Below are 20253 nucleotides of genomic sequence, written 5' to 3'. Positions count from 1 at the left end.
GGGATAGGGCAGCGGACCGAAGCAGGCACCGGACCGCATACCCTGACGATAGACTGCGGAGCGCGAAAGATGCGCTTCAATTCCGCGCCCCGTTTGCGCAATTTTTTCGCGCTCAGCCGGGGGCTTGAGCTTTCCCCTCGACCCGGCGCCCGCCGCGCTGTTTGGCGACGTAAGGCAGGGCGAACAGGTAAAGCCCGCTGAACAGCATCAGGAAAAGCGGCGGCAGGGGCGAATAGACGATCCAGGCCGGCGGCTCGCCGCGCGCCATCGCGACGAAATTCGCGATGACCGTGGCCGTGAAGATGATCGACAGCCAGCGATGGCCCTGCCGGATTGCGCTGTTCCAGGTCACGGAGACCTCCTTTTCGTGAGTGGGAACGTGACGTCCCGTCGCCTACTCGGCGCGCCCCGCGACCTCTTCCAGCTTGACGAAGAACTGCTGCCAGCCCGCCTTGGCGCCGCCGAAAGCCTGCTTCTGCTCCGGCCGGAATCCGACCTGCTCCATGCGCAGATGCGTGCCCTTCGGCGACGGCGTGAGCGTGAAGGTCACCACGCTCTTGAGGGCGTAGGCCGGGTCGTCATGCGCGAAGTCCCAGCTATAAGAGAGCGACCGGTTGGGCTCGACGGTCAGCACCTCGCAATCGAGCACGCCGCCCCAGTCGCCGCGCAGGTTGAAGCGATGGCCGACGCTCGGCACGAAATCGTTCTTCATCAGCCATTCCGCGATCAGATGCGGCTGCGTCAGCGCACGCCAGAGCTTCTCGGGCGGATGCGGCATCTCGCGCTCGACGACGACGGAGCGGGTTTCGGTCATTGGTCCATCCTCTTGAGCAGGTCTTCGAGATCGTCGAACCGGCTTTCCCAGTATCCGGCCATGCGGTTCGTCCAGTCGGCCAATGGTGCGAGAGCGGCCAGTTGCGCGCTGTAATGCGTCTGACGGCCCTGGTGGCGGTCCCGCACCAGCCCGGCCTGCTTCAGGACGGCCAGGTGCTTCGAGACGGCCGGTTGCGACACTCCGGCCTGAGCGGTTAGCGCGACGACGGTCTGCTCGCCCTGGCTGCACAGGTGTTCGAAAATGCCGCGCCGCGTCGGATCGGCGAGCGTCTTGAAGAGCAGGTCATGTCGGTCGGGCATCTCAAATCCATAACTGATTGGCTATGAGTAATCCATAGCCAATCAGCTATGAATTCGTCAACTGGAAAAGGTCGGGTTCTTCGCTGGGGCGATCGCCCCCTGCGATCTGGAGTACGCGAGGCAGGGCCCCCGACCCTGCCGCATCCGAGTCGCAGGCTATTTCTGTGCTCCGCTCGCAACAGCCGGCGCTCCAAACGCCTTTCGCCATAATTGGTTAACCATAAGCCGCAATGCCGCCACTTCGCCCTGATTTGGCAAGGTCTCGTTTAGGTTGACGGTTCATTGATGAGGCCTCGCGACGCCTTCCTCGAAGTGCACCGCCACAGAATTCGATTGCCCCGGAGCCCAGCCATGTTGACCCATCTCATTCCTGGCGGCCGTGCCGTCCGTTTCGCTGCCGCCCTTGCCGCCACGCTCGCGCTCGGCGCCTGCGCCAAGGACCAGAACGCCGATGCCAACGGTTCGGGCTTCGGTGCCGGCGGCGCCGCGACCCCGGGCAGCGCGCAGGACTTCGTCGTCAATGTCGGCGACCGCGTCTTCTTCGAGACCGACTCGACCGACCTGACGCCGACGGCCACCGCGACCCTCGACAAGCAGGCCGGCTGGCTGCAGCGCTATCCGCGCTACACCTTCACCGTCGAAGGCCATGCCGACGAACGCGGCACCCGCGAGTACAACTATTCGCTCGGCGCCCGCCGCGGCCAGACCGTGCGCGACTATCTCGCCTCGCGCGGCATCGCCGCCAACCGCATGCGCACCATCTCCTACGGCAAGGAGCGCCCGGTCGCGGTCTGCAACGACATCTCCTGCTGGTCGCAGAACCGCCGCTCGGTCACGGTGCTGGACGGTGCCGGCGGCGCTCCGGGCGTCTGATCCCGGCGTAGAGACAAACAGGAAGGCCCCGGATGGAGACATCCGGGGCCTTTTTCATGTCGCCGGAAGAGATGTCATCCCACCGCGGTCGGAATCAAACTCCGCGCCACGCCCTCGATCCGCTCGGCCGCTGCGACCAGCGCTTCCGCCGCCCGGTCCTCGACCTCGCTCAGGCGCTCGTCGGCGGCGCCGGCATTGCCCTGCGTCGCCGCGAGATCGCTCTCCAGCTTCGCCAGGCGCTGCTTCAGTTCATGGACCTCGTCGGCCACCATCAGCGCGGCCATGACATGCAGGCGCATGTCGCCGATCTCGCCGAAGGCCTGCCGCATCTCGCCGATCTTCTCGTCATAGAACCGGGCAAGCCCTTCGAGATGGGCTTCCTCGCCCTCCCCGCAGGCCATGCGATAGGCTTTCCCGGATATCATGACGTTGACTTGCGGCATTCGGTCTCCAGTTCCGCTTCAGCTTTGGCCGCGCACGGCCCGAAAAGTGGAATGCGATTTCGGACAAAGCCGATGCGACATCAAAGAGCTGGAGCCTCGGGCTCCGGCGGCTGCTGCGCCTCGACCCGCGCGATCACGGCGCCGACGACGTTCATCGCCCGCTCCAGCCGCTGGTCGACATCGGCCGCAGCCGTCTCGACCTGGCCGAGGCGCGACATCGCACCGTCGAGCTCGGCCGCCAGCCGTGCCCGGTCGTCCTGCATCAGGGCGAGTTCGGTTTCGAGGTTGCCACGTCCGCGCTCAGCCTCGACCCGCCGCCGCGCCGCCGCCTCCAGCTGCCCCAGCGCCGTATCGAGACGCGCCAGTGCGTTGTCCAGCATCAGGCTCGCCACCGTCGCTCTCCTTTCAGATCGAAGCCGGCTCACACGATTCGTGCCATAATTTACAGCACAATGCCGGAAAACAGGAATCGGCTTCACAGGCCGGAAACATGCCGTCGCGACGGCTTGCCCGGCCCGGCCGAGACGGCATCTGCGGAAAACCGATCGAAAGCCGCGCCTGCGACCGTGAAAGCAGAGTTTCGCGAATTGACTCGCAGGGAGCGGCGGGCCTAATCCACCCCGTCCTTTCCAAGCCCGCCGCAAGCGGCTGCAACATTGCCTTCCCCCTCGCCGGCCCGCTGTCGCGCAGGCCGGCCCGGCCCTCCCGCCCGCCCGACGGAGCCTGTGAGATCATCATGACCACCATCGACCGCGCCCAGCACGACAAGCTCGCCAATGCCATCCGCGGCCTGGCGATGGATGGCGTCGAGAAGGCCAAGTCCGGCCATCCCGGCCTGCCGATGGGCGCCGCCGACGTCGCCACGGTGCTCTTCACCCGCGTGATGAAGTATGACGCGGCCGACCCGCGCTGGCCGGACCGCGACCGCTTCGTGCTCTCCGCCGGCCATGGCTCGATGCTGCTCTACGCGCTGCTCTATCTCACCGGCACGCCCGGCATGGAGCTCGCCGACCTCGAGAAGTTCCGCCAGCTCGGGTCCAACACCCCCGGCCACCCCGAGAATTTCGAGACCGCCGGCGTCGAGACCACCACCGGCCCGCTCGGCCAGGGCTTGGCCACTGCCGTCGGCATGGCGATGGCCGAGCGCATGCTCGCCGCCGAATTCGGCAAGAAGGTCGTCGACCATCACACCTATGTGCTGGCGTCCGACGGCGACCTGATGGAGGGCATCAGCCAGGAGGCGATCGCGCTCGCCGGCCACCAGAAGCTCAACAAGCTGATCGTGTTCTGGGACGATAACGGCATCTCGATCGATGGCCCGTTGACCATCACCGACAATGTCGACCAGGTCGCCCGCTTCAAGGCCTGCGGCTGGCGCTCCGAGCGCGTTGACGGTCATGATCCCGAGGCGATCGAGGCCGCGATCCGCCGCGCCCAGAAGTCGAACAAGCCGACCATGATCGCCTGCAAGACCGTGATCGGCTTCGGCGCTCCGAAGAAGGCCGGCACCTCCAAGGCCCATGGCGAGCCGCTCGGCGCCGAGGAACTCGCCGCCGCCAAGAAGGCGCTCGGCATCACCGGCGGCCCCTTCGAGGTCCCCGCCGATGTGCTCAAGACCTGGCGCGCGGCCGGCAAGGCCGGCGCCGCCGCCCACAAGGACTGGAACGAGCGCTTCGCCACGCTCTCCGAGCGCAAGCGCGGCGAGTTCGACCGCCGCCTCGCCCACACCGTCCCGGCCAAGCTCGACAAGGCGATCCTCGCCCATAAGAAGGCGCTGATCGCCGCGCCGCAGGCGGTCGCCACCCGCAAGGCCTCGGAACTGGCGCTCGAAGCCATCACGCCGATCATGCCGGAGCTGGTGATGGGCTCGGCCGACCTGACCCCATCGAACAACACCCGCACCAAGGCCGCCGAGGACTTCACGCCGAAGACCCCGAAGGGCCGCTATGTCCGCTACGGCATCCGCGAGCACGGCATGGCCGCCGCGATGAACGGCATCACGCTGCATGGCGGCTTCCGCACCGGCGGCGGCACCTTCCTGGTCTTCGCCGATTATGCCCGCCCCTCGATGCGTCTCGCCGCGCTGATGGGCCTGCCGGTCGTCTATGTAATGACCCATGACTCGATCGGCCTCGGCGAGGACGGCCCGACCCACCAGCCGGTCGAGCAGGTCGCCTCGTTGCGCGCCATGCCGAACATGCGCGTCTTCCGCCCGGCCGACACGATCGAGACCGCGGAAGCCTGGCAGGCCGCCCTGGAGCGCACCGACGGCCCGACCGTGCTCGCGCTCTCGCGCCAGAACCTGCCGCAGCTCCGCACCGACGCCACCGCCAAGAACCGCTCGGCCACCGGCGCCTACGAGCTGCTCGCGGCCGAGGGCGGCAAGGCCCAGGTCTCGCTCTTCGCCTCGGGCTCCGAGGTCGAGCTCGCGGTCGCCGCGCGCAAGCTCCTCGCCGAGAAAGGCGTCCCTGCCCGCGTCGTCTCGGTGCCTTCGCTGGAACTGCTGCTGGAGCAGGACGAGGCCACCCAGGCTGCGATCATCGGCTCCGCTCCGATCAAGATCGCGGTCGAGGCCGGCGTGCGCTTCGGCTGGGATGCCGTGATCGGCCATGACGGCACCTTCATCGGCATGCACTCCTTCGGCGCCAGCGGCCCCTACAAGGAGGTCTACAAGCATTTCGGCATCACGGCGGAGGCCATCGCCGACGCTGCTATGAAGAAACACAACGGCTGACGGCCTGTTTGGCCCAGGCAGGGCTGATATTCCCGAAAGACATCTTGCGTTCGGCCATGCTTTGGCCGAATTGCCCGCGTGGATAGCGACGGCTCACGCCGGACGCTCGGCGAAGGAGAGGAAGACATGACGGTGAAGGTGGCGATCAATGGCTTCGGCCGCATCGGGCGCAACGTTCTGCGCGCGATCATCGAGTCGAAGCGCAAGGATATCGAGGTCGTGGCGATCAACGATCTCGGCCCGGTCGAGACCAACGCCCATCTCTTCCGCTTCGACTCCGTCCATGGCCGCTTCCCGGGCACGGTGACCGTCTCTGGCGACACGATCGATGTCGGCCGCGGCCCGATCAAGGTCACCGCGATCCGCGATCCCAAGGACCTGCCGCACAAGGCGCTCGGCGTCGACATCGCGCTGGAATGCACCGGCATCTTCACAACCCGCGACAAGGCAGCCGCCCATCTCGCCGCCGGCGCCAAGCGCGTGCTGGTTTCGGCCCCCTGCGACGGAGCCGACTTCACGGTCGTCTTCGGCGTCAACCAGGGCGAGCTGACCAAGGACCACCTCGTGGTCTCCAACGCGTCCTGCACCACGAACTGCCTCGCGCCGGTCGTGCGCGTGCTCCATGACGCCGTCGGCATCGACAAGGGCTTCATGACCACGATCCATGCCTATACCGGCGACCAGCCCACGCTCGACACGATGCACAAGGATCTCTACCGCGGCCGCGCCGCGGCGATGTCGATGATCCCGACCTCGACCGGCGCCGCCAAGGCGATCGGCCTCGTCATTCCCGAGCTGAAGGGCCGCCTCGACGGCACCTCGATCCGCGTTCCCACTCCGAACGTCTCGGTCGTCGACTTCAAGTTCATCTCGAAGCGCAAGACCACGGTCGAGAAGGTCAACGAGGCCATCATCAAGGCGTCGAAGCGCGGCCCGCTCAAGGGCATCCTCGCCGTCACCGACCAGCCGAACGTCTCGATCGACTTCAATCACGACCCGGCGTCCTCGACCTTCGCCCTCGACCAGACCAAGGTCATGGACGACAAGTTCGTGCGCGTGCTGTCCTGGTACGATAACGAGTGGGGCTTCTCGAACCGCATGAGCGACACCGCCGTCGCCATGGGCGCGCTGCTCTGATCCACCACGTTTGTGCCCTTCTCTGAGGGCATGACACAGGAATGCGAGGCCGCGCCGTCCAGGCCCGGCCTCGCCCGACATATCCCAGCTACGGAGCGCCTATGGCCAAGATCGAGCCGACTGTCGTGACCCCGGCGAATACCGAGCCGCCCGTCATGGCGCCCCCCGCATCCGGCCCCACGCTCGTGGCGACGTCGCTCGCTTCCGAGACCGCGGCGCCCGTCACCGATCCGCGCAAGCTCGACCAGCTCTCCCGCATCGAGGAGAAGGCGGCGCGCATCGAGGAGAAGTTCGCCCGCTACGAGGCCGTGCTGACCCGCGCGGAAGCCTCCCTGGAGCGCAGCGCCCACAAGGTCGATGCCGCCGCCGGCACCATGGATTTCGCGGCGATCCGCGGCGAGATCACCGCTTTGCGTAACCGCGTCGATGCGACGCCGCGCGCCGGCACGCTGTTCATGACCGCGATCATCACGGCCGTGCTCACCGTCGTCCTCACCATCCTCGTGCTGAAATTCGGCGTGCCCGGCCTGTTCGGAGGCCTGCTCGCCCGATGAGCTTTCGGGACGTCGCCCTCTTGGCGGTGCCGCGCAGCCTGCGCTGGCGGCCGGTCGAGGGCGTCGGACTGGAGCATCTGACGCTGGCCACCACGCAAGCCGGTCTCCGCGCCGAGGGCGTTGTCATCGGCGAGCGGGGCGAGCCGCCCTATGGCGTCTCCTACCGCATCGATTGCACGGCGGATTTCGTCATGACGAGCTTCGCCATTGCGACGACCGATGGCCGCCGCCTCGCGATGGAGCGTCGCTCCGGCCGTTGGCATGACGCTGCCGGCACGCGCTTGCGCGCCTTCGACGCCTGCATCGACATCGACCTGCAGGGCTCCCCCTTCACCAACACCCTGCCGATCCGGCGGGAGCGCTGGGAGATCGGCCAGAGCCGCGAGTTCGCGATGCTCTACATCCCCTTCGACGATTTCGTGCCGCGCCTCGACCGGCAGATCTATACCTGCATCGCACCGCGCCTGTTCCGCTACCAGGCGGCCGACCGCAGCTTCGAGGCCGAATTGCCTGTCGACGAGGACGGCCTCGTCGTCGATTATCCCAGCCTGTTCGAACGCATCCGATAAGAGAGCCCGATGACTGCCTTCCGCACCCTCGACGACGCCGATCTCGCCGGCAAGCGCGTGCTTGTCCGTGTCGACCTCAACGTTCCCATGGAAGACGGCAAGGTCAGCGACACCACCCGCATCGACCGCATCCTGCCGACGATCCGCGAGATCGCCGACAAGGGCGGCAAGGTCGTGCTGCTCGCGCATTTCGGCCGCCCCAAGGGCCGCGACGACAAGAACAGCCTGCGGCAGGTCGTGCCCGCGCTGACGCAGGCGCTCGGCCGCCCCGTCACCTTCGTCGAGGATTGCATCGGCGACGATGTCGCCAAGGCGCTGACGGCCGCCAGGAACGGCGACGTCCTGCTGCTGGAGAACACCCGCTTCCACGCCGGCGACGAGAGGAACGACCCCGATTTCGTCAAGGCGCTCGCCGCCAATGGCGATCTCTATGTCAACGACGCCTTCTCGGCCGCCCACCGGGCCCACGCCTCGACCGAGGGCCTCGCCCATGTCCTGCCGGCCTATGCCGGGCGCACCATGCAGGCCGAGCTCGAAGCCCTCTCCGCCGGCCTCGACAATCCGGCGCGGCCGGTCATGGCGATCGTCGGCGGCGCCAAGGTCTCGACCAAGCTCGACCTGCTCGGCAACCTCGTCAGGAAGGTCGACATCCTCGCCATCGGCGGCGGCATGGCCAATACTTTCCTCGCCGCGCGCGGCGTCGCTATCGGCAAGTCGCTCTGCGAGCACGATCTCGTCGGCACCGCCCGCGAGATCGAGGAGAAGGCCAAGGCCGCCGGCTGCGAGATCCTTCTGCCGGTCGACGCACTCGTCGCGCGCGAATTCAAGGCCCATCCGAGCTATCGCGTCGTCCCGGTCGGCGAGGTCGAAGCCGACGAGATGATCCTCGACGCCGGCCCGCTCTCGATCGCCGAGGTCGTGCTACGGCTCGACAAGGTGAAGACGCTGGTCTGGAACGGCCCCTTCGGTGCCTTCGAACTGCCGCCCTTCGACACCGCGACGGTGGCCGTCGCGAAGGCCGCAGCCAAGCGCGTCAAGGCGGGTGAGCTCGTCGCGGTCGCAGGCGGCGGCGACACCGTCGCGGCCATGAACCATGCCGGCGTCGCGGGCGACCTCTCCTATGTCTCGACCGCGGGCGGCGCCTTCCTCGAATGGATGGAAGGCAAGGCCCTGCCGGGGGTCGAGGCGCTCAGGAAGGCCTGATCCTCAACGGGACGATACCGTCGGCCGCTTCGGCAACGAGGCGGCCGCTCGCATTTTAAGGTTTTCGCCGGTTTCGCTTTGCGCGGCCGGCGCTGACGCTCTAAATCCACCCTCAGACCGATGAACCAAAGGGGAGTGCCATCGTGGCCCGTATCACGCTTCGCCAGTTGCTCGATCATGCCGCCGAGAACGACTACGGCGTGCCCGCCTTCAACATCAACAACATGGAGCAGGCGCTGGCGATCATGGCGGCGGCGGATGCGACCGACGCACCGGTGATCATCCAGGCCTCGCGCGGCGCTCGCAGCTACGCCAACGACATCATGCTCAAGCACATGATGGACGCCGTCACCGAGATCTATCCGCATATCCCGGTCTGCGTGCATCTCGACCACGGCAACGAGCCGGCGACCTGCATGACCGCGATCCAGGCCGGCTTCACCTCGGTGATGATGGACGGCTCGCTCAAGGCCGACGGCAAGACCCCCGGCGACTGGGACTACAATGTCGGCGTGACCAAGACCGTCACCGACATGGCCCATCTCGGCGGCATCTCGGTCGAGGGTGAGCTCGGCGTTCTCGGCTCGCTCGAATCCGGCGAGGGCGAGAAGGAGGACGGCCACGGCTTCGAGGGCAAGCTCAGCCATGACCAGCTCCTGACCAATCCCGACGAGGCCGTGAAATTCGTCGCCGAGACCAAGGTCGATGCGCTGGCCATCGCCATGGGCACCTCGCATGGCGCCTACAAGTTCACCCGCAAGCCCGACGGCGCGATCCTGGCGATGCATGTCATCGAGGAGATCCACAAGAAGCTGCCGAACATGCATCTCGTCATGCACGGCTCCTCCTCGGTTCCGCAGGACCTTCAGGACATCATCAACCAGTACGGCGGCAAAATGCCCCAGACCTGGGGCGTGCCGGTCGAGGAAATCCAGCGCGGCATCAAGCACGGCGTGCGCAAGATCAACATCGACACCGACAACCGCATGGCGATGACCGGCCAGATCCGCAAGATCCTGTCCGAGAACCCCGGCGAGTTCGATCCGCGCAAGTACCTGAAGCCCGCCATGGAAGCGATGACCAAGCTCTGCAAGCAGCGCCTTGAGGAGTTCAACACCGCCGGCCAAGCCTCGAAGATCAAGCGCGTCATCACGCTGGCCGACATGGCCAAGCGCTACGCCAAGGGCGAGCTCGACCCGACCTTCGGTTCGAAGAAGGCGGCCTGAAGGCTGAAACCTGCCCCCTCTCCCCCTGCGGGAGAGGGTTGGGGTGAGGGGTCGCGCAACGCTTCTGGGGGCGCATTTTGACGCTCACTCGGAAACGTAGCGCGACCCCTCATCCGTCTCCGCTTCGCCGAGCCACCTTCTTCCCCAAGGGGAGAAGGGCCAGCGGGTGATCCCGCCATGCACGAGAACCTCTTCCCGGCCGGACGCATTTCTGATTCAACGATCTGCCCCGCCGCCTGAGCCAGCCAAGCCATGTCGATCGTCTTCTCTGCTCTGGTCGCGGTCTTCGTCGGCTTCACCGCCTCCGTCGCCGTGATCATCCAGGCCGCGCAGGCGCTCGGCGCGACGCCCGGCCAGACCATCTCGATGATCGCGGCCCTGTGTCTCGCCACGGGCGCATCCAGCCTCTGGCTCTCCTGGCGCTACCGCATGCCGATGATCTGCGCCTGGTCGACGCCGGGCGCGGCGCTGATCGCGGCCGTGACCGGCTTCGACATGGCCTCCGCCGTCGGCGCCTTCCTGGTCGCGGCCCTGCTGATCATGCTGACCGCCGCCTTCCGCCCGCTCGGCAGGCTGATCGAGCGCATCCCGATGCCGATCGCTTCGGCGATGCTCGCCGGCGTCATCTTCCGCTTCGTCGTCGCGGTCTTCGACGAGATGCGGTTGTCGCCCGGCCTCGTGCTGGCCCTTCTCGCGGTCTTCCTCGTGGCGCGATTGCTCAATCCCTTCCTCGGCGTTATCGCCGCGCTCGCCGCCGGCATCGCGATCAGCTTCGTCGGCGGCCTTGCGCACTGGCCTGCCGGCGCCATGACACTGAGCGGCCTCGAATTGGTCACGCCGCGCTTCGATATTCCGGCCATGCTCGGCATCGGCGTCCCGCTCTATCTCGTCACCATGGCCGCCCAGAACCTGCCGGGCTTCGCCGTGCTGCGCGCCGCCGGCTACAATCCGCCGACAGCCCCCTCCCTGTTCGTCACCGGCCTGACCTCGCTCCTGACCGCGCCTTTCGGCGCGCATATGACCAACATGGCCGCGATATCGGCCTCGATCTGCACGGGCGGCGATACCCACCCCGACCCGAAACAGCGCTGGAAGGCCGGCGTGCTCTACGGCCTGATGTATTTCGTCGTCGCCGCCTGCACCGGCCTGCTGATCGCGCTGTTGCTGGCCCTGCCCAAGGCGCTGATCGTCGCCGTGGCGGGCCTCGGCCTCGTCGGCTCGCTGACGGGCGCGCTCGGGCAGGCCATGTCCTCCGACAAGGAGCGCTTCGCGGCCGTCGTCACCTTTGCCATCGCCGCCTCCAGCCTCTCGCTTTTCGGCATCGGTTCGGCCTTCTGGAGTCTCGTTGCCGGGCTTGCGGTCTTGACATTGGACTTCGCTGCGGGCCGTTTGCGCAGCCGATCATGACCACACAATCTTTCTCCACTCGCCTGATGCTCGTCACCCCGCCTGTCGCAGACGCGGAGGCCATGGCCTTTCGCCTGATGCAGGCCATGGCCGGGGGCGACGTCGCCGCCGTGCTCCTGCGCCTTAGCCCCGGCGACGACCGCAGCCGGATCGAGCGCGTCAAGCGCCTCGCCGGCCCGGTCCAGGCCAACAATGTCGCGCTCGTCGTCGAGGACAACGCGCTCGTCGCCGCGCGCGGCGGCGCCGACGGCGTCCACCTGACAGGCGGCCCGGCGGCGGTCGCCGAGGCCCGCTCCAGCCTCAAGGGCGAGCGCATCATCGGCATCGGCGGGCTGCGGGCACGCCACGACGCGATGGATGCGGGCGAAGCGGGCGTCGATTACGTGATGTTCGGCGAGCCGCGCCCGGACGGCTCGCTGCCGCCGCTGACGGCCGTGCTCGAGCGCGCCGGCTGGTGGGCCGAGATCTTCGAGACGCCCTGCGTCGCCTATGCCCCCGATGCCGAATCCATCCCCGCCCTGGTCGAGACCGGCGCGGAATTCGTCGCGCTCGGCGCTTGGGCCTTCGAGGAAGGGCGGGATCTCCGCGCCCTCGTCGAACAGGCCAATGCGGCCACCGCCGCCTGCGCGGCACGGAAGGCGGCGCGATGAAGCGCCTCGCCGGGCTCGCGCTGCTCGCCGGTTCCTTGATTGCGGCCCCCGCCGAAGCGGCCTCGGCGCCGGATGTCGCCTATAGCGCCTATCAGACCGGGCACTACCGCCGCGCTCAGGCGGAAGCGCTGAAGCGCATCGAGGCCGACAACAACGATGCGGCAGCGATGACGCTCGTCGGCGAGCTCTACCGCCAGGGCCTCGGCATGGCACCCGACCAGAAGGTCGCGACGGAATGGTACGAGCGGGCCGACGCGCGCGGCGACATCAACGCCACCTTCGCGCTGGCGACGCAGCTTCTCGACGAGAAGAGCGGCAAGCGCGACCCGGCCCGGGCCGGTGCGTTGCTGGAGAAGGCCGCCGCCGCCGGGCACCCCGCCGCCAACTACAATCTCGCCATCGCCCTGCTCGCGACGAACCGTGAGGCCGACGACAAGCGCGCCGTCGCCTGCCTGGAGATCGCGGCGAAATCCCAGATCGGCGACGCCCTGTATGCGCTGGGCATCCTGGCGAAGCAGGGGCGCGGCATGCCGGCGAGCGAAGAGGTCGCGGCACGCTGGATGAAGCAGGCCTCCGTGGCCGGCAACGTCCCCGGCGAGGTCGAATACGCGATCATGCTGTTCAACGGCACCGGCGTGGACAAGGACGAGACGGCCGCGGCCAACCTGTTCCTGCGCGCCGCCTGGCAGGGCAACCCCATCGCCCAGAACCGCCTCGCCAAGCTCTACCAGTTCGGCCTCGGCATCGCGCCGGACACGATCGAGGCGGCGGCCTGGCATCTCGCGGCCCGCTCGCAGGGGCTCAAGGACCCTGCCCTGGACGAGCTGTTCGACCGTCTCAAGCCCGAGCAGCAGGCCCGCGCCGCCCGCATGGCCGCCGGCCGGATCAGCACCGCCGTCTTGACGGCGCCCTAAGACCCGCGCAAGTGACGGCTCGCTAAATTTTTGCCGGGCGCGAGATTTGCGCCGCTGGCTCATCGCGTCGCCCCGACGCGCAAGAGGTTTCCGATGATCCGCTCCCCCCTGATGACCGTGATGACCGACGCCGTGATGAAGGCGTCCCGCTCGCTGAAGCGCGATTTCGGCGAGGTCGAGAACCTGCAGGTGCTCGCCAAAGGCCCGGGCGATTTCGTCTCCAAGGCCGACCATAAGGCCGAGGAAATCCTGCGCGAAGCCCTGGAGAAGGCCCGCCCCGGCTACGGCTTCGTGATGGAGGAAAGCGGCGTCGTCCACGGCACCGACGAGAGCAACCGCTGGCATATCGACCCGCTCGACGGCACCCACAACTTCCTGCGCGGCATCCCGCACTGGAACATCTCTGTCGCGCTGGAGCGCGACAACCAGTTCATCGCCGGCGTGATTTACGACGCCGCCAAGGACGAGATGTTTATGGCCGAGAAGGGCAAGGGCGCCTTCGTCAACAACCGCCGCCTGCGCGTCTCCGGACGCAACGAGCCGGCCGACATGCTGATCGGCACCGGCATCCCGCATATCGGCAAGGGCGGCCACGGCCAGTTCCTGCTCGAGCTTGCGGCGGTGATGCCGCGCTTCGCCAATGTCCGCCGCATGGGCTCGGCCGCACTCGACATCGCCTATGTCGCGGCCGGCCGCATGGACGCCTATTGGGAACGCGGCCTCAACACCTGGGATTTCGCGGCGGGCGCCGTGCTGATCCGCGAGGCCGGCGGCACCTTCGGCACGCTCGACGGCAAGCCGGTCACCAGTGCCAAGGACATCATCTGCGGCAACGAGGCCGGCGAGCGCGCGCTGAGCGCCGCGCTGAAGACCGCGGCGGCGTGAACCGAAGCGCCACTAAACTGTTGCTCTTTCGTGCTTGATCCCGGCGGCGTGGGAGGCGACAGTCCTCCCCGCACTCCGAGGCGAACGGAAGACGACGCATGGCGATTGAGGATTTCGCGGCCGAACCGGCAACGGCCGCTCCGGAGCGGCCGCAGGTCCGCTTCTCCAGGCCGCTTCGTTTCGTCGTCCGCGCGGTTCTCTTCCTCGCCCTGATCGGCTTCCTCGGCTTCATCCTGCAGGATGGGCTGCGCCAGGCCTTCATGACCAACCCCGGTCTGAACGGCCTGATCGTCGGCGCCCTCCTCGTCGGCTGCCTGATCGCGCTGCGCGAGCTCTGGCGCCTGCATAGCGAGGCGCGCGCCGCGACGTCCCTCGCGGCGAGCCCGGCGTCGGCGGAGGTCCGCCGCGGCCAGGTCATCGCCCCGCTCGGCTCCGTCCTGCCGGCGCTGGAGCGCGGCACGCTCGCCCCGGCGCAGGCCGCCTCGACCCTCGAATCGGTCGCGGTCCGGCTCGACGACGGGCGCGAGGTGCTGCGCTATCTCAGCGGCCTGCTCGTCTTCCTCGGCCTGCTCGGCACCTTCTGGGGCCTGCTCGACACGGTCGGCTCGGTCGGCGGCGTCATCAAGTCGCTGCGTACCGGCGCCGAGGCCGGCGTGCTCTTCGACGAGCTCAAGGTCGGCCTCTCCGCCCCGCTGGCGGGCATGGGCCTGTCCTTCTCGTCCTCGCTCTTCGGCATCGCCGGCTCGTTGATTCTCGGCTTCCTCGATCTTCAGGTCGGGCAGGCGCAGCGCCGCTTCCGTAACGAGATGGAAAGCTGGCTCGGCAGCCGCACCGGCACGCCCGAGGCACCTGCCGCGCTGCTGGCGACCGGCAATCCCCTCGCCGACCGTTTCGAGCAGCTCAGCGCCGCGATGGCCGACGGCGCTTCCAACAACCGCGCCGCGACTCAGGCGCTGTCCAATCTGGCAGAAGGCATTCAGGGCCTCGTCCAGCACATGCGGGCCGAGCAGCAGATGATCCGCGACTGGGTCGAGGCGCAGGCCGCTCGCGAAAAGGATTTGAAGCGCCTGATCGACCGCCTCACCGCCGACCAGATCACCGAGCCATGATGCCCTCTGGCAAATCAGGGATGTGACGGATGGCCCTCTCCCGCGCCCATCGCCGCGAGGAAGTCAATTTCTGGCCCGGCTTCGTCGACGCGCTCTCGACGATGCTGATCGGCATCGTCTTCCTGCTGACCGTCTTCGTGCTCGGCCAGTTCTTCCTCTCGCAGGAGCTGACCGGCAAGGACACCGCGCTGGAGCGCCTGAACCGGCAGATTTCCGAACTCACCGACCTGCTCGCCCTGGAGCGCTCCTCCAACCGGCAGGCGCAGGAAAGCCTGCAGCTCATGCAGTCGACCCTAGCCCAGACGCAAGGAGAGCGCACCCGCCTGCAAGGCATGATCGACACGCAAGCCGGCAGCAATACCGACGCCCGGCTCGCCGAATCGCAGAAGGCGCTCGACGCCGAGAAGCAGCTTTCCGCCCGCGCCCAGGCGACGGTCGATCTGGTCAACCAGCAGATCCAGGCCATGCGCCGCCAGCTCGCTGCGCTGGAAGAGGCGCTCGCCGCCTCCGAGGCCAAGGACAAGGACTCGCAGGCCCGCATCTCCGAGCTCGGCTCGCGGCTCAACGTCGCGCTGGCCCAGCGCGTGCAGGAACTCGCCCGCTATCGCTCGGACTTCTTCGGGCGCCTGCGGCAGGTGCTCGGCACGCGGCCCGATATTCGCGTCGTCGGCGACCGCTTCGTCTTCCAGTCCGAGGTGTTCTTCGATGCCGGCCAGGCGGTATTGAAGCCCGAGGGCAAGGGTGAGCTCGACAAGCTCGCCACCATCCTGCTCGATCTCGGCAACGAGATGCCGCCCGACCTGCCCTGGATCCTGCGCGTCGACGGCCATACCGACAACCGGCCGATCAAGTCGGCCCAGTTCCCCTCGAACTGGTACCTCTCCTCGGCCCGCGCCATCGCCGTGGTCGAGTACCTGATCTCGCGCGGCCTGCCGACCGACCGCGTCGCGGCCACCGGCTTCGGCGAATACCAGCCGCTCGACGTCGCCAATACCGACGAGGCCCACCGCCGCAACCGCCGCATCGAGTTCAAGATCACGGAGCGCTGAGGCGCGGCGCCGCAGCGCCTATTCTTCGGCGCCGCGCTCTCCTGTGAGCGCGATGACCTGCCGCAGGGTCGCGCGCAATTCGGCTGCCGGCTGCGTACCGAAAGACGTTTCGAACTCCTTCTGGGCCTGACGCCATCTGACGGCCGCCGCCGCGAGCTTGGCCTCGCCGGCCGGCGTCAGGCGAAGGCTGCGGGTGCGGCCGTCGGGGCCCGGCGCGATCTCCAGCAATCCATCCCGCTCGAGCGGCCGCAAGGCCCGCCCCAGCGTCGTCCGGTCCATCACCATCGTCCTGGCGAGCGCACCGATCGCGATCGCGCCACCTCGCCCCAAGGTCGACAGGATCGAGTATTGCGAGGCGCGCAAGCCCTCCGCAGCCAGATGGCTTTCGTAGATCTGGCTGACATGGCGCGAGGCCTGGCGCAGCGCCAGGCAGTTGCAGGGTGTCGGAGGGCTTTCCGGCATTAGCGCTTTTTGCATGGCATCCATTCCGGTCATGGGCCGCAGCATCGCGAACGGCGCTTGGAATTAAGTGCATATGCGCGTATCGATCGAGAAGACAAGTGCATATGCATGCTTTCGGGAGATGGCCATGGACGCGCGTACCAGACTCCTGCTGGAAGCTCCGGTCGGGCCGACGATCGTCCGCCTCGCCCTGCCCAATGTCGCGGTCATGGTGGTGCAGGCCTCGATCGGCCTGATCGAGACCTATTTTGTCGCCAAGCTCGGCATCGATGCGCTGACCGGCATGGCCCTGGTGTTCCCGCTCCTGATGCTCCTGCAGATGGTCGCCGCCGGCGCGATGGGCGGCGGCATCCTCTCCGCAATCGCGCGAGCGCTGGGCTCCGGCCGCCGCGAGGAGGCCAACGGCTTGGTCTGGCACGCCGTCGCCATCACGATCCTGCTCGGCGCTGCCGTGACCGTGGCAGCCCTTCTCTTCGCCCCTCGCCTGTTTACCGCAATGGGCGGGCGCGACGGCTCCCTGGCTGCCGCGGTGATCTACGCGAACCTGGTCTTCGCCGGCGCGATCCCGATCTGGCTTTTCAATTCGCTCGCCGCCGTCATCCGCGGCACCGGCAACATGGCGTTTCCGGCGACGGTGATCATCGTCGGCGCCTTTGTGCTGATCCCGCTGTCACCGATGCTGATCTTCGGCTATGGCCCGCTGCCCCATCTCGGCGTCGCCGGCGGCGCGGTGGCGATCCTGCTCTATTACAGCGTGGGAACGGTGGTCTTCGCCGCCTATATCTGGTCCGGCCGCGGCGTGCTCAAGCCGTCGCCGCTGCCGCCGCGCCTGTCGTGGCCGCCACTGCGGGATATCCTGCGCGTCGGCGCCCTGTCCTCGCTGGTCAGCGTCTCGACCAACCTGACCGTCGCCATGGCGACCGGCCTCGCCGGCTTGGTCGGTCCGGCGGCAGCGGCCGGCTATGGCACCGGCGCGCGCCTGGAATATCTCCTCGTGCCGCTGGTCTTCGGCCTTGGTGCGCCCACGGCGGCGATGGTCGGCACCTGCATCGGCGCCGGCAAACGTGAGCGCGCCCTGAAGGTTGCCTGGACAGGCGCCATCATCGCCGGCCTGATTACCGAGGCGATCGGCATCGCGGCTGCCCTGATGCCGGAAGCCTGGCTTTCGCTCTTCGGCGACGATCCGCAGATGATTGCGGTCGGTTCGGACTATCTGCGCATCGTCGGCCCGACCTATGGCTTCTTCGGCTTCGGTCTGACGCTTTATTTCGCCTCGCAAGGCGCGGGCCGCGTCGGCTGGCCGGTTGTGGCCGCGGCGCTGCGGGTCGCGATCGCGGCCGGCGGCGGCTGGTTCGCGGTGATCGTCCTCGGCCACGGCAGCGGGCTCTTCGTCGCGCTGGCGGCCGCACTGGTGATCTATGGCATCGCCAACGGCGTCATCGTCGCCAGCGGCTCATGGTTCCGGGTTCCGCGCTCGCGCCCGCGCCTCGCAGCAAGCCAGACGACCTAGGCCGCCTCCAGCCCGAACTGCAGCGCCGCCAGCCGGGCATAGAGCCCGCCCCGCGCCTTGAGCTCGGCATGGCTGCCCTCCTCGACGACGCGCCCGTCTTCCATGACCAAGATGCGGTCGGCCGAGAGGATGGTCGCCAGCCGATGCGCCACCACCAGCGTGGTCCGGCCCTGCATCAGGCGGTCGAGCGCATCCTGCACCGCCCGCTCGCTTTCGGAATCGAGTGCCGAGGTCGCCTCGTCCAGCAGCAGGATCGGCGCGTCCTTCAGGATCGCCCGCGCGATGGCGAGGCGCTGGCGCTGCCCGCCCGACAACGTCACGCCGCGCTCGCCGACGACCGTCTCGTAGCCGTCAGGCAGGGCGCGGATGAACTCGTCCGCCGCTGCGAGCCGGGCCGCGGCCTCGACCTCCTCCTGCGTGGCGCCGGGGCGGCCATAGGCGATGTTGTCGCGCACCGAGACACCGAACACCGTCGGCTCCTGCGGCACCAGCGCAAAACGTTCGCGCCAGACCTCCGGGTCGGCCTCCGGCCCGGCGACGCCGTCGACGACGACGCGCCCGTCCTGCGGATCGTAGAAGCGCAAGGCCAGTTGCAGCACCGTGCTCTTGCCGGCGCCGGACGGGCCGACCAGCGCGATCCGCTCGCCCGGCCGGACGGAGAAGCTGAGATCGGACAGCGCCGGACCGACGCGACCGGGATAGCTGAACGAGACGTTCTCGAAGGCGAACTCGCCGAGCGAAGGCGCCGGCATGGGCTTCGGATGCGGCGGCGCGGCGATGGCCGGCTTCAGTGCCAGGATCTCGCCAAGCCGGCTGGAAGCCCCGGCAGCGGCGCTGATATCGCCATAGACCTCCGAGAGCTGGCCGAGCGAGCTTGCAGCCAGAACCGCATAGAGGATGAACTGCGACAGCCGCCCGCCGGTCATCCGCCCGTCGAACACCTCGGTCGCCCCGGTCCAGAGCACCCAGACCACGCTGGCCGAAACCAGGAAGATCGCGACGCCCGAAAGCAGCGCGCGCGAGGCCGTCGCCTCCCGCGAGGCGGAATAGGCCTCGTCCGAAGCGCCCTCGAAACGCGCTGCGGTCTGGCCAGCCGCCCCGAAGGACTGCATCGTGCGGATGGCGCCGACGGCCTCGGCCGCGAAGGCCGACGCATCGGCCAGCCGGTCCTGCGCCGCCCGCGCGCGCCGCCTGACCGAGCGGCCGGACAGGACCAGCGGGATCACGATCAGCGGGATGACGCCGATGACGATCGCGGAAAGCCGCGGGCTCGTCGCCACCATCAGCCCGAGCGCCCCCAGCGCCATGATGGCGTTGCGCAGCGCGATCGAGGCGGTCGAGGCGAAGGTAGACTTGATCTGCGTGGTGTCCGCCGTCAGCCGCGACACGAGGTCGCCCGCCCGGCTCGAATCGAAGAAGGCCGGCTCCAGCCGGGTGAGATGGCGGAAGACGTCGGCGCGCAGCGACGCGACGATGCGCTCGCCGACCGTCATCACCAGATAGAAGCGCGCCGAGCTCGCCAGCGCCAGCACCGCGACGACGCCGATCAGCAGGATGAAATAGCTGTTGGCGAGCTGCCGCTCGCCCCCTGTGAAGCCGACATCGATGACGCGGCGGACCGCCAATGGCAGCACCAGCGTCGCCAGCGAGGCGACCACCAATGCGACGAGCGCCAGCGCGATCCGCCGCTTCTGCGCCCGTGCATAGGGCCAGAAGGTCGCGAGCGAGCGGAAATCGGGCCGGGCCTTCGTCTCGTTCTTGTCAGCTTCGGCCACGCACCGGAACTCCTGCTTCTCGCGCACGCGTCGCGCGCGCTCTTTCAACTAATATCAAATCTGCCCCGGTGAAGCCGATCGGGACGGGCTTGGCAAACGACGCAACGCCGCAGGGGAGCCCTCCGGGAGTGCGTCGCGCTTGCGCTGAAGCGCCGGCTACGATATGTGCACGCAAATTCACGACAGGCTCATCCGAATTCTTTCGACGGGCCGGGCAGGCTCGCCTGCTTGTCGATGCGCCCGTTTTTGTAAGCTTCCGAGGATTTCGTCATGGCCAAGGCTGGCATCCACCCCGATTATCACACCATCAAGGTCGTCATGACCGATGGCACCGAATATGCCACCCGCTCGACTTACGGCAAGGAAGGCGACACGCTGAACCTTGACATCGACCCCAAGACCCACCCGGCCTGGACCGGCGGCACCCAGCACATGCTGGACCGCGGCGGCCGCGTCTCGCGCTTCAACTCGCGCTTCAGCGGCATCGGCGCCATCGGCAAGAAGTGATGCTGCGGCGCTCCGGCGCCGCCGTCATTGATCTCGAACAAAAAACCCGGCCTCGCGGCCGGGTTTTTTTGTTTTCGTTTCTCGCTCCGTCATGCTCGGGCTTGCCCCGAGC

At 68.0% G+C, this 20253-nt stretch carries 22 protein-coding genes; 15 read left to right on the top strand and 7 right to left on the bottom strand.

What is annotated here, in order from left to right; genetic code table 11:
* Nucleotides 1–112: 112 nt before the first annotated feature.
* Genes JHD80_RS22170 through JHD80_RS22160 form a run of 3 tightly spaced genes read right to left on the bottom strand, consistent with a single transcriptional unit; the run spans nucleotide 113 to nucleotide 1134 of the window.
* On the bottom strand, nucleotides 113–352 hold the full coding sequence (locus JHD80_RS22170) for a hypothetical protein (RefSeq protein ID WP_199091884.1): 240 nt from the start codon (nucleotides 350–352) through the stop codon (nucleotides 113–115).
* A gap of 42 nt (nucleotides 353–394) precedes the next feature.
* The gene (locus JHD80_RS22165) at nucleotides 395–814 is read right to left on the bottom strand and encodes an SRPBCC family protein (RefSeq protein ID WP_199091882.1); all 420 of its coding nucleotides are present in this window, start codon (nucleotides 812–814) and stop codon (nucleotides 395–397) included.
* Nucleotides 811–1134, bottom strand: coding sequence for an ArsR/SmtB family transcription factor (locus JHD80_RS22160; RefSeq protein ID WP_199091880.1), 324 nt, complete (start codon nucleotides 1132–1134; stop codon nucleotides 811–813). The genes JHD80_RS22165 and JHD80_RS22160 overlap by 4 nt, the downstream gene beginning before the upstream one ends.
* A gap of 351 nt (nucleotides 1135–1485) precedes the next feature.
* On the opposite strand from JHD80_RS22160, the gene pal reads away from it, so the two are divergent.
* Nucleotides 1486–2007, top strand: coding sequence for a peptidoglycan-associated lipoprotein Pal (gene pal / locus JHD80_RS22155; protein WP_199091878.1), 522 nt, complete (start codon nucleotides 1486–1488; stop codon nucleotides 2005–2007).
* A 74-nt stretch (nucleotides 2008–2081) separates the two neighbouring features.
* Here pal and JHD80_RS22150 read toward each other — a convergent pair whose 3' ends face one another.
* Nucleotides 2082–2450: a cell division protein ZapA gene (locus JHD80_RS22150; protein WP_199091876.1), complete on the bottom strand. Its 369-nt coding sequence runs from the start codon at nucleotides 2448–2450 to the stop codon at nucleotides 2082–2084.
* Nucleotides 2451–2530: 80 nt separating this feature from the next.
* Nucleotides 2531–2842, bottom strand: coding sequence for a DUF4164 family protein (locus JHD80_RS22145; RefSeq protein WP_349237322.1), 312 nt, complete (start codon nucleotides 2840–2842; stop codon nucleotides 2531–2533).
* 344 nt (nucleotides 2843–3186) lie between these two features.
* On the opposite strand from JHD80_RS22145, the gene tkt reads away from it, so the two are divergent.
* The 12 genes from tkt (at nucleotide 3187) to JHD80_RS22085 (ending at nucleotide 15887) form a co-directional block, all read left to right on the top strand.
* Complete coding sequence (gene tkt, locus JHD80_RS22140; RefSeq protein WP_199091874.1) at nucleotides 3187–5184, top strand: transketolase; 1998 nt, start codon at nucleotides 3187–3189, stop codon at nucleotides 5182–5184.
* 126 nt (nucleotides 5185–5310) lie between these two features.
* On the top strand, nucleotides 5311–6321 hold the full coding sequence (gap, locus tag JHD80_RS22135) for a type I glyceraldehyde-3-phosphate dehydrogenase (protein WP_199091872.1): 1011 nt from the start codon (nucleotides 5311–5313) through the stop codon (nucleotides 6319–6321).
* A 101-nt stretch (nucleotides 6322–6422) separates the two neighbouring features.
* On the top strand, nucleotides 6423–6875 hold the full coding sequence (locus JHD80_RS22130; protein WP_199091870.1) for a hypothetical protein: 453 nt from the start codon (nucleotides 6423–6425) through the stop codon (nucleotides 6873–6875).
* Nucleotides 6872–7444, top strand: a complete 573-nt coding sequence (locus tag JHD80_RS22125; RefSeq protein ID WP_199091868.1) for a putative glycolipid-binding domain-containing protein — start codon at nucleotides 6872–6874, stop codon at nucleotides 7442–7444. Before JHD80_RS22130 ends, JHD80_RS22125 begins: the two co-directional genes overlap by 4 nt.
* Before the next feature lie 9 nt (nucleotides 7445–7453).
* A complete protein-coding gene (locus tag JHD80_RS22120) occupies nucleotides 7454–8647 on the top strand; it encodes a phosphoglycerate kinase (RefSeq protein ID WP_199091866.1) in 1194 nt (397 codons plus the stop codon).
* Nucleotides 8648–8790: 143 nt separating this feature from the next.
* On the top strand, nucleotides 8791–9873 hold the full coding sequence (gene fba, locus JHD80_RS22115) for a class II fructose-bisphosphate aldolase (RefSeq protein ID WP_199091864.1): 1083 nt from the start codon (nucleotides 8791–8793) through the stop codon (nucleotides 9871–9873).
* A 252-nt stretch (nucleotides 9874–10125) separates the two neighbouring features.
* Nucleotides 10126–11280 carry a benzoate/H(+) symporter BenE family transporter gene (locus JHD80_RS22110; RefSeq protein WP_199091862.1) on the top strand — a complete coding sequence of 385 codons (1155 nt, stop codon included), beginning with the start codon at nucleotides 10126–10128 and terminating at the stop codon, nucleotides 11278–11280.
* On the top strand, nucleotides 11277–11930 hold the full coding sequence (locus JHD80_RS22105) for a thiamine phosphate synthase (protein WP_199091860.1): 654 nt from the start codon (nucleotides 11277–11279) through the stop codon (nucleotides 11928–11930). The genes JHD80_RS22110 and JHD80_RS22105 overlap by 4 nt, the downstream gene beginning before the upstream one ends.
* Nucleotides 11927–12844, top strand: a complete 918-nt coding sequence (locus JHD80_RS22100) for a tetratricopeptide repeat protein (RefSeq protein ID WP_199091858.1) — start codon at nucleotides 11927–11929, stop codon at nucleotides 12842–12844. Before JHD80_RS22105 ends, JHD80_RS22100 begins: the two co-directional genes overlap by 4 nt.
* Before the next feature lie 93 nt (nucleotides 12845–12937).
* Nucleotides 12938–13729: an inositol monophosphatase family protein gene (locus tag JHD80_RS22095; RefSeq protein WP_199091856.1), complete on the top strand. Its 792-nt coding sequence runs from the start codon at nucleotides 12938–12940 to the stop codon at nucleotides 13727–13729.
* A gap of 98 nt (nucleotides 13730–13827) precedes the next feature.
* Nucleotides 13828–14838: a flagellar motor protein MotA gene (locus JHD80_RS22090; protein ID WP_210339963.1), complete on the top strand. Its 1011-nt coding sequence runs from the start codon at nucleotides 13828–13830 to the stop codon at nucleotides 14836–14838.
* Nucleotides 14839–14867: 29 nt separating this feature from the next.
* A complete protein-coding gene (locus JHD80_RS22085) occupies nucleotides 14868–15887 on the top strand; it encodes a peptidoglycan -binding protein (RefSeq protein ID WP_199091854.1) in 1020 nt (339 codons plus the stop codon).
* A gap of 18 nt (nucleotides 15888–15905) precedes the next feature.
* On the opposite strand, the gene JHD80_RS22080 is transcribed toward JHD80_RS22085, so the two are convergent.
* Nucleotides 15906–16364: a MarR family winged helix-turn-helix transcriptional regulator gene (locus JHD80_RS22080; protein WP_199091851.1), complete on the bottom strand. Its 459-nt coding sequence runs from the start codon at nucleotides 16362–16364 to the stop codon at nucleotides 15906–15908.
* Between the two features lie 112 nt (nucleotides 16365–16476).
* Here JHD80_RS22080 and JHD80_RS22075 point away from each other — a divergent pair, with 112 nt between their 5' ends.
* Nucleotides 16477–17859 (top strand): MATE family efflux transporter, encoded by a 1383-nt coding sequence (locus JHD80_RS22075; protein WP_199091850.1) that lies wholly within the window; start codon nucleotides 16477–16479, stop codon nucleotides 17857–17859.
* Here JHD80_RS22075 and JHD80_RS22070 read toward each other — a convergent pair.
* Nucleotides 17856–19634: an ABC transporter transmembrane domain-containing protein gene (locus JHD80_RS22070; protein WP_199091848.1), complete on the bottom strand. Its 1779-nt coding sequence runs from the start codon at nucleotides 19632–19634 to the stop codon at nucleotides 17856–17858. The genes JHD80_RS22075 and JHD80_RS22070 overlap by 4 nt on opposite strands.
* 270 nt (nucleotides 19635–19904) lie before the next feature.
* Here JHD80_RS22070 and rpmE point away from each other — a divergent pair, with 270 nt between their 5' ends.
* Nucleotides 19905–20141, top strand: coding sequence for a 50S ribosomal protein L31 (rpmE, locus tag JHD80_RS22065; protein ID WP_199091846.1), 237 nt, complete (start codon nucleotides 19905–19907; stop codon nucleotides 20139–20141).
* Nucleotides 20142–20253: the final 112 nt, after the last annotated feature.

The organism is Allobosea sp. ASV33, from assembly GCF_016428755.1.
Classification (GTDB): Bacteria; Pseudomonadota; Alphaproteobacteria; order Rhizobiales; family Beijerinckiaceae; genus Allobosea.
Note: the sequence above shows the minus strand (reverse complement) of the source record. Positions and strands in the feature narration are given on the sequence as shown.

Bases quoted from the DNA above. Each gene is read 5' to 3' on its own strand.
- JHD80_RS22080 (WP_199091851.1), bottom strand. From the start codon at position 16,364: ATGCAAAAAGCGCTAATGCCGGAAAGCCCTCCGACACCCTGCAACTGC.
- tkt (WP_199091874.1), top strand. From the start codon at position 3,187: ATGACCACCATCGACCGCGCCCAGCACGACAAGCTCGCCAATGCCATC.
- JHD80_RS22085 (WP_199091854.1), top strand. From the start codon at position 14,868: ATGGCCCTCTCCCGCGCCCATCGCCGCGAGGAAGTCAATTTCTGGCCC.
- JHD80_RS22160 (WP_199091880.1), bottom strand. From the start codon at position 1,134: ATGCCCGACCGACATGACCTGCTCTTCAAGACGCTCGCCGATCCGACG.
- pal (WP_199091878.1), top strand. From the start codon at position 1,486: ATGTTGACCCATCTCATTCCTGGCGGCCGTGCCGTCCGTTTCGCTGCC.
- rpmE (WP_199091846.1), top strand. From the start codon at position 19,905: ATGGCCAAGGCTGGCATCCACCCCGATTATCACACCATCAAGGTCGTC.
- JHD80_RS22150 (WP_199091876.1), bottom strand. From the start codon at position 2,450: ATGCCGCAAGTCAACGTCATGATATCCGGGAAAGCCTATCGCATGGCC.
- JHD80_RS22110 (WP_199091862.1), top strand. From the start codon at position 10,126: ATGTCGATCGTCTTCTCTGCTCTGGTCGCGGTCTTCGTCGGCTTCACC.
- JHD80_RS22125 (WP_199091868.1), top strand. From the start codon at position 6,872: ATGAGCTTTCGGGACGTCGCCCTCTTGGCGGTGCCGCGCAGCCTGCGC.
- gap (WP_199091872.1), top strand. From the start codon at position 5,311: ATGACGGTGAAGGTGGCGATCAATGGCTTCGGCCGCATCGGGCGCAAC.
- JHD80_RS22090 (WP_210339963.1), top strand. From the start codon at position 13,828: ATGGCGATTGAGGATTTCGCGGCCGAACCGGCAACGGCCGCTCCGGAG.
- JHD80_RS22095 (WP_199091856.1), top strand. From the start codon at position 12,938: ATGATCCGCTCCCCCCTGATGACCGTGATGACCGACGCCGTGATGAAG.
- JHD80_RS22130 (WP_199091870.1), top strand. From the start codon at position 6,423: ATGGCCAAGATCGAGCCGACTGTCGTGACCCCGGCGAATACCGAGCCG.
- JHD80_RS22120 (WP_199091866.1), top strand. From the start codon at position 7,454: ATGACTGCCTTCCGCACCCTCGACGACGCCGATCTCGCCGGCAAGCGC.
- JHD80_RS22075 (WP_199091850.1), top strand. From the start codon at position 16,477: ATGGACGCGCGTACCAGACTCCTGCTGGAAGCTCCGGTCGGGCCGACG.
- JHD80_RS22100 (WP_199091858.1), top strand. From the start codon at position 11,927: ATGAAGCGCCTCGCCGGGCTCGCGCTGCTCGCCGGTTCCTTGATTGCG.
- JHD80_RS22165 (WP_199091882.1), bottom strand. From the start codon at position 814: ATGACCGAAACCCGCTCCGTCGTCGTCGAGCGCGAGATGCCGCATCCG.
- JHD80_RS22105 (WP_199091860.1), top strand. From the start codon at position 11,277: ATGACCACACAATCTTTCTCCACTCGCCTGATGCTCGTCACCCCGCCT.